The sequence below is a fragment of the Nocardioides sp. GCM10030259 genome, from assembly GCF_042666375.1.
Taxonomy (GTDB): Bacteria; Actinomycetota; Actinomycetes; order Propionibacteriales; family Nocardioidaceae; genus Nocardioides.
The window spans coordinates 658,659-670,294 of record NZ_JBHTDF010000018.1 but is presented as its reverse complement, the minus strand read 5'-3'; the positions used below and the strand labels follow the sequence as shown (position 1 = coordinate 670,294).

Genomic DNA, 11,636 nt, shown 5'->3' with positions numbered 1-11,636 from the left:
CCCGGCCACCGCCCCCGGAAGAGCCCGAGCCGACAACACCTCAAGACTGCGGGTTGACGTCAGAGGGGTGCCGGTAAGACGCGCCCTCGAAAGCGCACTCGCAGCGCAGATCCCGTCATCAGCGGGCGACGTGGCCCGGCGGACCGCGGGGTCCCGCGTCCGCCGTGTACCGGTCCGACCTCGCCTGCGGCCGGTGCCGGTGACGCGCAAGTTGCGAGTGAGCTCGCAGCGGCGCCGCTGGTCAAGGATGGCACTGCAGGGTCATGAGCGTTCACAGCCGCTCGGGCGGAATCTGGCATCTGCGGCGGCGTGGAGGTGACTCAGATGACGCTGTGGTTCGTCCTTGCATTCGCCGTCGTCATGCTGCTGGTCGCGTTTGTCCACGAGCGCCGCTGGAAGCGCGGTGGCCTCTCCGGGACCATCCACAGTGATGGGATCCCGAGCTCGCAGGAGGATCCGCACGGGTGGGGCCCGCGGCGCATACGACGGGTTCGACCTGAACGGCTGAGCACAGACGTCTTCATCCCGAACGTGCTGAGGGGGCGCGAGGGACGCCCCGGCGGCGCTACTTCGGCTCAGAGCCCTGGGCCGCATCAATCGCCTTGTCGGCGACGGCTTCAGCGACATCCACGGCCTTGCCAGCAGCAGAGCGCGCGACCTTCTCGGCCGGACGTCCGAGCGTGGTGCCGACGGTGTCCATGGCGTCGTCGACCTTGTGTTCGACGACGTTGGTCGCGACGCCCGTCACCACCGTTTCTGTTTCCTCGGTGAGCGCGTCGACCAAGCTTGTGCCGCCCCTCTTCTCCAGGTCCAGTCGGTTGGTCGCCTCCGCGAACCGCAAGTAGGTGTCGACGCTGGCCACCACGACGCGTGCATCCACGGTCAGCAGCTCGATGCCGAGGAGAGACACCCGGAGGTAGGCGTCGATGACGATGCCCTTGTCCAACACGATCTCCACCACGTCGGCGAGACCGCTTGGCTTCGGGCGCGCCAAGTAGCCGCTCTGCTGCCTTGCCATGTCCCCCTCGCTCCCCCCGGAGCCCATGGTCGACGTACCCGGCAGGGCAGCGGCGCATGTCGCGGAGATTAGGTACCCGCGGGGTTGGGCCCGGCCGGGTGCGGCTGAGTCCGGACACACTGGGTTCCGACCGCGTGGAGCATTCTGGGCGATAGGCCACAGGTCCTGACGGCAGCTGCCGTCAGATCGGGTCGGGAAGTTCTGACACTCGATACTCCCACTGAGGCGACCGCCCCCCTCGCCAAGCTATGGGCCCTTCGAGGGCGTCGGGGTGGGCCATGAGGAGGCGGTGGGCGGCGGTCTCATGTTCCTCAACCTCGTCGGGATCGCCGCCGGACCAGAGGATCTGCTTGCTGAGGGCCACAGCCGCCGGGCTGACCTGGACCGCGACGTCGCGAGCGACAGCCAGGGCGGCGGGCAATACATCGGAGGCTGGCAGGGCCTGGGTGGCGATGCCGCGTGCAGCCGCCTCACGCCCGGTGATGGCGCGGCCGGTGAGCAGCAGGTCGGCGGCAACAGTGAGCCCGACCAGGCGGCGGAGGGTGTGGTGGCTGCCGGCGTCGCCGAGCATGCCGCGGCGTACCTGGGGGATGGCGAGCTGGGCGTCCTCGGCGACGATGCGGAGGTCGCACTGGAGGGCGAGGGTGAGGCCGATGCCGACGGCGGGGCCGTTGATCGCGGCGATCACCAGCTTGCGCACCTCCCAGGCCCGGGGGCGCACGGGTGAGGCGGTGAAGTCGGCGTCTGCGTCGGAGAAGACCCTCGGCTCGGTGAGGTCGGCGCCGGAGCAGAAGGCGCGGCCGGCGCCGGTGAGTACGACGACCCGCACGGCGTCGTCGGCGTCGCAGGCGCGGTAGGCGTCACCCAGCTCCTGCGCCGTACGGCGGGAGAAGGCGTTCAGCCGCTCGGGCCCGTCGAGCGTGAGCAGAGCGACGCCGTCGGCGTCGACCTCCGTGCGCACCGTCGTGGTCATGGAGCCTCCTGGATGTGGAGATGCCACTGCCCGACAGCCTGGGGGAGGCTGCCGGGCAGTGGCGAGACCGGATCGGGAGGTCAGCCGATCCAGGCCTTGTCGAGCAGGATGATCGAGTTCATGCCACCGATGACGCCGTGGACGTCGTCCGCGAAGGCGGAGTACTCGGCGACCGGGCCCCAGTTGAGGTAGGACACCTGCTCGTTCGAGATCTGCTGGATCTTGTCCATCGCCGCGAGCTGGTCGGCCTCCTCCGAGGCCTGCTTGAACTCGTCGAGCGCCGCGTCCATCTCCGGGCTCGTCGCCATGCCGAGCGTGGCCGGGCTCTCGCTGTCGGTGGTGGAGAACATCTTCGAGAACGGGTCGCCCTCGCGGAAGCTCAGGCCCCAGCCCGCCACGTCGTAGTCCTGGTTGACGGCCACCGAGGTGATCGTGTCGGCGACCGTGCGCTGCAGGTTGAGCTCGACCTCGAAGCCGACCTGCTCGAGGCTGGCCTTCACGACGAGCCCGTTGGCGCGAGACACCGGGTCGGACTGGTCGGTGTAGGTGATCTTGCCGTCGAAGCCGTCGGCCTTGGCCTCCTCGACCAGCGCCTTCGCCTCCTCCAGGTCGTACGGGATGCCCTCGGTCTCACCGTGCCAGCGCGAGTACTCCGGGAAGATCGTCGAGCCGGCCAGGCCGTGCCCGTCGACCGCGCGCTCGCGGATCAGGTTCGGGTCGATCGCCAGCGCCATCGCCTTGCGCACCCGGACGTCCTCGCCGGGCCGGCCCTCGTTGGCGTTGATGACAGCGAGGTTGGACGCGGCCACCATGTTCATGTAGCCGCCGACGCCCTCGTCGAGCAGCGCGTCGACCTTGTCGGGGTCACGCATGAAGGCCACCTGGAGCGAGCCGCTCTCGAGCGAGTCCGCAGCCGTCTGCTGGTCGGACAGGAAGACCGAGCGGAACTCGTCGAGGTGCGGGCGGCCGTCCCAGTAGTCCTCGTTGGCCTTGAGGACCAGTTCCTCCTGCGGCTTCCAGCTGTCGAAGACGAACGGGCCGGCGCCGATCGGCTTGTACTCGCCGCCGGCGTCGGACGCCTTCGCGACGATCATGCCGGGGCCGGTGCTCAGGATGCTCGGGAAGAGCGGCCAGGGGCCGTTGAGCTTGTAGACCACGGTCAGCGGGTCGGGCGTCTCGATCGCGGCGACGTTGCCGGCCCACAGCGCGGTCTCGGGACCGGGCTTCTTGACGTAGCGCTCCTGGCTCCAGTTGACCGCGGCCGAGTCGAGGTCCGTCCCGTCGCTGAACTTCACGCCGTCGCGGAGCGTCATCGTCCACTCGGTGAAGTCCTCGTTCGGCTCGAGCGACTCCGCGAGGCGCGGCACGAAGTCCTGCTCCGCGGTGTCATAGCGCATCAGCGTGTCGAAGATGGCCGCCATCTCGACGCCACCGGTCGAGCCGGCGGCGATCGTGACCCCGGGGTCGAGCGCGGCCGGCTCGGAGAACGCGGCGAAGCTGAGCGTGCCGCCGTCGACGGGGTCGCCCCCGCTGTCCTCGCCGATCATGCCCTCTTCGTACGTGCGTTCCTTGGCTCCCGGCTGCTGCGCCTCCGGGTCGTCGCTGTCGGATCCCCCACATCCGGCCACCAGGGCGACGACGGCCATCACGGCGATCGCGCTCTTCAGGCCACGGACGTTACGTCGGTTCATGCCATCTCCTCGGCTTGAAACACCCGGTCCCACTTTTCCGGGAATCTTCTCGGACCATATCTATTCGGCATACTTCTGTCGAGCATGTTTCGAGCAACGAAACGATCACGTTGCCCGGTACGGCGCCTCCGGGTCGCGCTGTGCGCCCCGGACGAGGCGCCCCGGCAGCTCGCCGGTCGCCTCGCCGTCGGCGTACGTGACGACGCCGTTGACGACCGTCCGGACGTAGCCGTCGGCGCGCTGCAGCAGCCGGCGTCCGCCGGCCGGGAGGTCGTGGTGCATCTCCGGCTTGTGAAGCCGCAGCCGGTCGTGGTCGACCACGGTGAGGTCGCCCTTGTAGCCGGGGCGCAGCAGGCCGCGGTCGTACAACCCGACCGCCTCGGCCGTGGCGCGTGCCTGGCGCGAGACGACGTGCTCCAGCGTCAGCCGGCCGGCCTCGCGGTCGCGCGCCCAGTGCTGCAGCAGCGTCGTGGAGAAGCTGCCGTCGCAGATCGTGCCGACGTGCGCGCCGCCGTCGGAGAGGCCGGGCACCGTGAAGTCGTGGGCGAGCATCTCGCCGGCGCCGTCCAGGCTGCCGTCGACGTAGTTGGCGAACGGCATGTAGAGCATGCCGCGCCCGCCGTCGGCGACGAGCCGGTCGTAGACGAGCTCCTGGACGGGGACGCCCGCGCGCTCGGCCCTCCGGGTGAGGGTCTGCTCCGGGTCGGGCTCGTAGTCGGGCGGGTCGCCGAGCTCGAACATGAGGTGGAACGCGTCGAGGAGCGCCCCGCCGATGATGTTGGGGGACTTCACGACGCCCAGCTCCAGCACCCGCCGCCGGACCTCCGGGTCGCGCATCCGCCGGGCCTGCTCCTCGACGGGCAGGTCGGCGAGCTCCTGCCACACCGGGTTGCCCGAGAACGGGTTGAGCGTGCAGTCGAGGCCGAGCAGGATCCCGATGCCGCGGGCGGCGACCTGGGCGCGCATCCGCAGGCCCTCGTCGTTGGCCCGCACCAGGAAGTCCAGCGCCTTGCGGTAGCGGTCCGGGTACGCCGGGCTCTGCGCGAGCGAGAACGACATCGGCCGGCCGGCGGACCGGGCCATCGTCGCGATCAGCTCGAAGTCCGTCTCGATCGTCTCGTCGTCCCAGTCGGTCACGAGCTGGAGGACGCCGGTGCCGGTCTCGCCGATCGCGCGGGAGATGGCGGCGAGCTCCGCGATGCCGGCGGCGTACGACGGGGTCAGCTCGCCCGCCCGGGTCTTGTGGTTGAGCGTCCGTGACGTCGTGAAGCCGAGCGCACCGGCCCGGACCGCCTCGGCGGCGAGCGTCGCCATGACCGTGATCTCGTCGTCGGTGGCCTGCTCGTGGGCCACGGCCCGCTCGCCCATGGCCCGCATCCGCAGCGCCGCGTGCGGCACCTGCGCGGCCAGGTCGAGGTCGTGCGGCCGGCGCTCGAGCGCGTCGAGGTACTCCGGGAACGTCTCCCAGTCCCACGCCAGCCCCTCGGTGAGCGCGACGCCGGGTATGTCCTCGACCCCCTCCATCAGCGCGATGAGCCGTCCGTGGTCCTCGGGCACCGCCGGCGCGAAGCCGACGCCGCAGTTGCCCATGACGACGGTCGTGATGCCGTGCCAGGACGACGGCTGGAGGTAGCTGTCCCAGGTCGCCTGCCCGTCGTAGTGCGTGTGCAGGTCGACGAACCCCGGCATCACCAGCGCACCGTCGGCGTCGATCTCCTCACGACCGCGCCCGGAGACGCGGCCCACCTCGGTGACGATGCCGTCGCGGACGGCGACGTCCGCCGTACGGCGGTCCTCGCCAGATCCGTCGATCAGCGTGCCGCCCCGGACGACGAGGTCGTGCTCTGCCATGTCAGCCTCCGGCCGGTCGGTAGCGCAGCATGGTCATGCCGCTGTCGGTGTCGTCGCAGAAGACCGGCTCGACCCGCATGCCGACCCGGATGTCGACCGGGTCGACCTCGACCAGCTCGGTGCTGAGCCGCGGCCCCTCGTCCCACTCGACGACGGCGAGCAGCTGCGGGACGGCGTCCGCCCACGGCGGCGCGGTCGGGCGCTCGGCGACGGTGAACGTGTAGAGGGTCCCGGCGCCGGAGATCTCCCGCCACTCGAGGTCGTCGGCCAGCGTGCCGGGCGCGAGCGTGCGCGGGTAGAAGACGTAGGCGTCCGAGGACGGCGAGTACTGGATGCGGATCCGGTGCTCGCGCAGCGCGTCCCAGAAGGGCTGCGACACCGGCGTCGGCTCGGGGACAGGTCGGGTCTCGCTCATCTCACGCTCCCTGGAGCAGGAGGGCGACCTGCTCGCTCATGATGCCGCCGTTGCCGGTGACGAACGCCGTGTGGCAGTCGGACACCTGGGCCTCGCCGGCGCGGCCCATCACCTGGCGCGCGCCGTCGACCACGTGGTGCATCCCGCCCGCCATCCCGGCCTGGCCGAAGGACAGCTGCCCACCGGCCGTGTTGACCGGGAAGTCGCCGCGGTGGGTCAGGTCGTGCTCGGTCACCCACTGCATGCCCTCGCCCTTGGCGCAGAAGCCGGCGTCTTCCAGCGTCATCAGCACCGTGATCGTGTAGCAGTCGTAGACCGACGCCATGTCGACGTCCGCGCGCTCCAGGCCCGCCATCGAGAACGCCGTCTCGGCGGCGCGGGCGATCGGGGTGCGCACCAGGTCGTCGGCGTACGTCGGGGTCTTGAAGGACAGGTGCTCGCCGAAGCCCTTGACCCAGACGGGCCGGTTGCGCGAGCGCCGGGCCAGGTCGGCGTTCGCCACCAGCACGGCGGCGCCGCCCTGCACCCGCATCACCACCTCGAGCATGTGGATCGGGTCGGCGATCATCGGGCTGCCGAGCACGTCGTCGACCGTGATCGGCTTGCCGTGGAAGACCGCGCCGGGGTGGGCGCAGGCGTTGGTGCGCTGGTCGACCGCGATCTTCGCGGTCGCCTTGGGGTCGTAGCCGAACTCCGCCGCGTAGCGCTGCGCGATCTGGGCGTAGGGGCCGTTCTGCCCGACGTTGCCGTAGGGGATCTCGAACTCCGCCTGGGGCGAGCCGTACTTGTTGCTCGACGCGCCGTACCAGCCGGGGTCGACGGGCGTACGACGGGTCGAGCGCGGCAGCATCAGCGAGCCGGGTACGACGCACAGCACGGCGTCGCAGATGCCGAGCTCGACCGCGGCCGCGGCGCGCCAGACCATGCCGGCCGACGTCGCTCCGCCGAGGTCGACCCGCTCGCCGTAGTCGAGCGGCAGGCCGAGGTACTCCGACAGCGTCGCCGGGGCGAACATGTCGGACTCCTGGATCCCGTGCGTCACCAGGCCGTTGACGACGTCCGGCGTGAGCCCGGCGTCCTCGACCACCATCTTGGCGAGCAGCGCGTACTGGTCGAGGGTGAAGAGCTCGGGCCGCGTCTGCTTCCGCTCGGCCGGCAGCTCGGCGATCCCGACGATCGCCGCCTCTCCGCGCAGGCCCATCAGGCGGCCCCGCCCCGGCGCGGCAGCGACACCACGGCGCTGCCGGGCATCAGGACGTCCTCGCCGCGGGTGGCCGCGAGGTCGAGGTCGACCAGCGTGCGGTCGCCGTCCTCGCGGACCGCGGTGACGGTGCCGCCGAAGGTCAGCTCCTGGCCGGGGAAGGCGACCGCGCGGTTCTGCGCGGAGTACGTCACCAGCCGGCCGGCCGGGCCGATCCAGTCGGTGACGGCGCGGGCGAGCAGCGCGGCCTGGAGCGGGCCCTGGACCAGCACGTCCTCGTAGCCCTCGGTGTCGCGCGCCCAGCCCTTGTCGTAGTGGATGCGGTGGCCGTTGTACGTCGCGGCGCTGAAGAAGAACATCTGCGTCTCGTCGACCGTCACCGGCAGCGGCGGCAGCGCGTCGCCGACGGCGACGTCCTCGGCGTAGACCTGGTCGGGCACGGCAGGGCTCCTCACGGGCGGGCGATCATCGACGTGCTGGCCTCGGCCACGAGCTCGTCGCGCTGGTTGGTGTACGTCGTGCGCCAGGTGACGAGCACGAAGGAGCCGGACCGGCCCTGCTTGTCGACGATCGACTCGATCGTGCGGACCATCGTGATCTCGTCGCGGTGATAGCAGGGCAGGTGGAAGGTCGTGCTCTCCCCGCCCGCCATCCGGCGCGGGGCGTCCGGGAAGACCAGGTTGCCCGACACCGCGCCCGAGGAGCCGTCGGGGCGCAGCCCGTCGAGCGGCGTCACGCCGAGCACGGCGTACTGCACGTAGAGCGGCGGCGCGACCACGTCGTCGTACCCGGCGGCGCGGGCGGCGTCGGCGTCGAACCACAGCGGGTTGTGGTCCTTCACCGCGACGGCCCAGCGCTGCCACTCGCGCCGGTTGACCTCACCGGAGGCGGTCGCGGCGACGGTGCCGACGCGGGCGGCGACGTCGGGCGGGATCAGGCTCGTGGTGGTCAAGGATCTCCTCAATCGGGTCAGGCGATCTGGTGGTCGGTGACGAGGCCGCGGGCGACCAGGTCGTCGTACGTCGCGCGGTCGTAGCCGAGCACCGTCAGGTAGACGTGCTCGTTGTCCTCGCCGAAGCCGGGCAGGGGACGGCCGTGCCGGAGCTCGAAGTCGTCGGTGCGCCACGGGTGGCCGGGGTAGCGGTGCGTGCCGACGGACGGGTGCTGCCGCTCGCGGAACCAGCCGCGGTCGGCGAGGTGCGGGTCCTCCAGCAGCCGGGGCTCCGACATCACCTCGCCGGCGGGTACGCCGACGGCCTGGAGCGCCGCGACCACGTCGTCGGCCTCGCGACCGGCGCACCACGCGCGGACGTCGTCGAGGGTCGGACCGCCGACGACGCCGGTCACGGCCTGGCGGTCGCGGTCGTCGCGGAGCGAGACTGCGATCCACCGGTCGTCCCCGGCGACGGGCAGCACGGCCTGGTCGACATGCGGGTCGGCGTTGCCGAGCACGGCCGGGTCGCGACGGTTGACCTGGTGGTCGAGCACGTACTCGCCGATCTCGGCGATGACGTTCTCGGCCTGCGGGAACTCGATGAGCCCGCCGCGCCCGGTCTCCTCGCGGTCCCACAGCGCGGCCAGCACGGCGAACGCCAGACCGGCCGGGGCGGCCTCGTCCATGTGGTAGTTCTCGCCGGCGGAGTCGGGCTCCTCGCCCTCGTAGCCGTCCATGGCGGCGATGCCGACGAGCGAGTTGAAGTTGGGCCCGTAGCCCAGGTAGTCGCTGATCGGCCCGGCCATGCCGAGCGGTGGCATCCGGGCCACGACGAGCCGCGGGTTGACCTCGAGCAGCCGCTCGTGGCCGATGCCGAGCTTCTCCAGCACGCCGTTGGAGTTGTTCTCGACCAGCACGTCGCTGACCCGCACGAGGTCGAGCAGGGCCCGGTGGCCCTCGGGGGTGTCGAGGTTCATGCAGGCCGACAGCTTGTTGCGGGCGTGCCAGTTGAAGACCGCGGACCGGTCGTACGGGCGGGCGCCCGGGTCCTTCTCGGGGTAGGTGCCGCCGTGGTAGCCGGTCGCCGCGATCAGCTCCTTGGTGACCTTCGCGGACACCTGCCGGCTCAGCCGGTCGTTGCCCTCGACCCGGATCACCTCCGCGCCGAGGTCGCCGAGCAGCGCGGTCGCGCCCGGCCCCGACCACACGACGGTCAGGTCGATCACCCGGATGCCGGCCAGCGGCAGGTCGTCGTCGCTCATGCGGTCACCTCCTCCAGGGCCTCGGCCCGCACCGCGGCGCCGTGCTGGTCGAGCAGCGGCGCCGTGCTGCGCAGCGCGAAGCCGCGCTCCATCCGCCACGGCGCGCCGACGTACTCGAGCCGGCCGGCGACCGGGTGGTCGGCCTCGATGAAGAGTCCGCGCTCGCGGAAGTGCGGGTGCGCCAGCACCTCCGAGACCGACAGGAACGCCGTCACCGGGATGCGCGCCGCCTCGGCGAGCTCCATCGCCTCGACCTTGGGGCGGGCGGCGAACCACGCGGCGACGTACGCCAGGAAGTCCTCGCGGTCCTGGTCCTTGACCGTCTGCCGGTCGCGGAAGCGCTCGCGGAAGGCCGGCTCGTCGGCGGCGACGAGGTCGACGAAGCGGTTCCAGAAGGCCTGGTTGGTCACGTAGACCATCACGAACCCATCAGCCGCACGGAAGGGTCCGGTGAAGGTCGCGCCGTGCCGGTGCGGGCTGCGCGCGCCGCGCGGTGCTGTCATGCCGGAGTACGCCGCCGAGAGCAGGTACGACGCCCGCCGGTCCGCGCCGGCGAGCAGCACCTCCTGGCCGGAGACGTCGATGGTCGCGCCGCGTCCGGTACGACGGGCGCGCAGCACCGCGGCGAGCGTGGCCTGCCCGGCGCTGCGCCCGACCGTGTAGTGCTCGAGCAGGCCGGGCTTGCGCAGCGGCTCGCGGTCGGCCTGGCCGGTGGCGTTCATCGGGCCGCCGGCGGCCTGGAGCACGAGCCCGGTCGCCTCGCGGTCGCGGTAGGGGCCGGTCTGCCCGAAGGCGCTGATCCGGGTGACGACCAGTCTCGGGTTCAGCTCGCGCAGCACGTCGGGGCCGAGGCCGAGCCGTTCGAGGTGGCCGGGCCGGAAGGACTCGACGACCGCGTGCGCGCGGCGTACCAGCCCGAGCAGCACGGCCCGGTCGGCGTCGTCGCGGAGGTCGAGCGCGACCGAGCGCTTGTTGGTGTTGAGGTGCAGGAAGAGCGCGCTGCGCTCGGGGTCCGGGACGTCGTCGGGGAAGGGGCCCCACGCCCGGGTCAGGCTGCCCTCGCCGGGCTTCTCGACCTTGACGACGTCGGCGCCGAAGTCGGCGAACTGCTTGGTCGCGAACTCCCCCGCGACCCAGCGGGACAGGTCCAGCACCCGCACATTGGAGAGCACCTGGTCACTCATCGACGACCTCCCGCTCCAGCCAGCCGAGCGCGACGTCCGGGCCGCCGCCGAGCACGCCGAGCTCGCGGGCCCGCTCCGACCACAGGTGCAGGTCGGTCTCGAGCACGTAGCCCATGCCGCCGTGCAGCTGGTGGCCGTCGAGGCTGGCCCGCCGGGCGGCGCGGGCGGCGTGCACCACCGCGATCGCGGTCTGGCGGGTGGCGACGTCGCCGCGGCCGAGCCAGTACGCCGCGCTCTCGGCGGTCAGCCGGGCGGCCTGGAGCTCGATGCGCATGTCGGCGACGAGGTGCTGCGCGGCCTGGAAGGACGCGATGGCGCGACCGAACTGCTCGCGGCCGCGGGTGTAGTCGACGGTGCGGTCGAGGATCGCCTCGGTCACGCCGACGAGCTCGAGGCAGGCGAGCACGCGCAGCGCGTGCGCCGTACGACGAACGGCGTCGGGGTCGATCTCGGTGACGACGTCGGCCTCCGCGATCGTGGCGTCGACGTGGAGCCGCGCGTAGCGGTCGCCGGCCGTGGTGCGCAGCTGCTCGACCCGCGCGGTGTCGCCGGGACGCAGCAGCACGCCGACGGTGCGGCCCTCGGGCGTCAGCGCGGTCGCCAGCACGAGGTCGGCGAGGTCGGCGTCGACGACGTGCCGCAGGGTGCCGCGGACCTGCCAGCCCTGCTCCTCGGACGACGCGGTCAGGGTCGGCGCGACGTCGTCGGCGTCCCACGGGCTCGCGACTGCGGCGACGCCGCGGGTCTCGCCGCGGCCGATGGCCGGCAGCAGCCGGTCGCGCAGCGCGTCGTCGCCGAGCCAGTCGACGGCCAGTCCCAACCCGATCGTGCCGAGCACGACCGAGGGGCAGAGCGCCCGCCCGGCCTCGCGGGCGAGGACGCCGACCTCCACCAGGCCGGCGCCGGCGCCGCCCCGCTCCTCGGCGAACGGCAGGCCGAGCACGCCGGCGCGCGCCAGCTCCTCCCACAGCCGCTTCGGGAAGCGGTCGGCCCCGGGCTCGCGCAGCCCGCGCACCACGGACACCGGGCAGTGGTCGGCGAGGAGGTCGCGCAGCATCGACGCGAGGTCGCGCTCCTCCTCGGTGGGGACCAGTCTCACTGGACTTC

At 72.2% G+C, this 11,636-nt stretch carries 10 protein-coding genes and 1 pseudogene; all 11 read right to left on the bottom strand.

The genetic code is table 11. From position 1 onward, the window contains the following. Positions 1–823: 823 nt before the first annotated feature. A pseudogene (gene gvpJ, locus ACFQQI_RS16315) lies at positions 824–1,018 on the bottom strand (gas vesicle protein GvpJ); the annotation flags it as partial. Between the two features lie 181 nt (positions 1,019–1,199). After that, positions 1,200–1,991, bottom strand: a complete 792-nt coding sequence (locus ACFQQI_RS16310; RefSeq protein ID WP_378565537.1) for an enoyl-CoA hydratase/isomerase family protein — start codon at positions 1,989–1,991, stop codon at positions 1,200–1,202. A gap of 80 nt (positions 1,992–2,071) precedes the next feature. Next, positions 2,072–3,682 carry an ABC transporter substrate-binding protein gene (locus tag ACFQQI_RS16305; protein WP_378565534.1) on the bottom strand — a complete coding sequence of 537 codons (1,611 nt, stop codon included), beginning with the start codon at positions 3,680–3,682 and terminating at the stop codon, positions 2,072–2,074. A gap of 105 nt (positions 3,683–3,787) precedes the next feature. Beyond that, positions 3,788–5,533: an amidohydrolase family protein gene (locus tag ACFQQI_RS16300; protein ID WP_378565531.1), complete on the bottom strand. Its 1,746-nt coding sequence runs from the start codon at positions 5,531–5,533 to the stop codon at positions 3,788–3,790. A 1-nt stretch (position 5,534) separates the two neighbouring features. After that, the gene (locus ACFQQI_RS16295) at positions 5,535–5,948 is read right to left on the bottom strand and encodes a Zn-ribbon domain-containing OB-fold protein (RefSeq protein WP_378565528.1); all 414 of its coding nucleotides are present in this window, start codon (positions 5,946–5,948) and stop codon (positions 5,535–5,537) included. A 1-nt stretch (position 5,949) separates the two neighbouring features. After that, positions 5,950–7,149, bottom strand: coding sequence for a thiolase family protein (locus tag ACFQQI_RS16290; RefSeq protein WP_378565525.1), 1,200 nt, complete (start codon positions 7,147–7,149; stop codon positions 5,950–5,952). Continuing rightward, on the bottom strand, positions 7,149–7,589 hold the full coding sequence (locus ACFQQI_RS16285) for an acyl dehydratase (protein WP_378565522.1): 441 nt from the start codon (positions 7,587–7,589) through the stop codon (positions 7,149–7,151). The genes ACFQQI_RS16290 and ACFQQI_RS16285 overlap by 1 nt, the downstream gene beginning before the upstream one ends. Positions 7,590–7,600: 11 nt before the next feature. Next, complete coding sequence (locus ACFQQI_RS16280; protein WP_378565519.1) at positions 7,601–8,101, bottom strand: MaoC family dehydratase N-terminal domain-containing protein; 501 nt, start codon at positions 8,099–8,101, stop codon at positions 7,601–7,603. Between the two features lie 17 nt (positions 8,102–8,118). Beyond that, on the bottom strand, positions 8,119–9,345 hold the full coding sequence (locus tag ACFQQI_RS16275; protein ID WP_378565516.1) for a CaiB/BaiF CoA transferase family protein: 1,227 nt from the start codon (positions 9,343–9,345) through the stop codon (positions 8,119–8,121). Beyond that, positions 9,342–10,529 (bottom strand): CaiB/BaiF CoA transferase family protein, encoded by a 1,188-nt coding sequence (locus ACFQQI_RS16270; RefSeq protein ID WP_378565513.1) that lies wholly within the window; start codon positions 10,527–10,529, stop codon positions 9,342–9,344. Before ACFQQI_RS16270 ends, ACFQQI_RS16275 begins: the two co-directional genes overlap by 4 nt. Continuing rightward, positions 10,522–11,628 carry an acyl-CoA dehydrogenase family protein gene (locus ACFQQI_RS16265; protein WP_378565510.1) on the bottom strand — a complete coding sequence of 369 codons (1,107 nt, stop codon included), beginning with the start codon at positions 11,626–11,628 and terminating at the stop codon, positions 10,522–10,524. Before ACFQQI_RS16265 ends, ACFQQI_RS16270 begins: the two co-directional genes overlap by 8 nt. Positions 11,629–11,636: the final 8 nt, after the last annotated feature.

Bases quoted from the DNA above. Each gene is read 5' to 3' on its own strand.
- ACFQQI_RS16310 (WP_378565537.1), bottom strand. From the start codon at position 1,991: ATGACCACGACGGTGCGCACGGAGGTCGACGCCGACGGCGTCGCTCTG.
- ACFQQI_RS16305 (WP_378565534.1), bottom strand. From the start codon at position 3,682: ATGAACCGACGTAACGTCCGTGGCCTGAAGAGCGCGATCGCCGTGATG.
- ACFQQI_RS16300 (WP_378565531.1), bottom strand. From the start codon at position 5,533: ATGGCAGAGCACGACCTCGTCGTCCGGGGCGGCACGCTGATCGACGGA.
- ACFQQI_RS16295 (WP_378565528.1), bottom strand. From the start codon at position 5,948: ATGAGCGAGACCCGACCTGTCCCCGAGCCGACGCCGGTGTCGCAGCCC.
- ACFQQI_RS16290 (WP_378565525.1), bottom strand. From the start codon at position 7,149: ATGGGCCTGCGCGGAGAGGCGGCGATCGTCGGGATCGCCGAGCTGCCG.
- ACFQQI_RS16275 (WP_378565516.1), bottom strand. From the start codon at position 9,345: ATGAGCGACGACGACCTGCCGCTGGCCGGCATCCGGGTGATCGACCTG.
- ACFQQI_RS16270 (WP_378565513.1), bottom strand. From the start codon at position 10,529: ATGAGTGACCAGGTGCTCTCCAATGTGCGGGTGCTGGACCTGTCCCGC.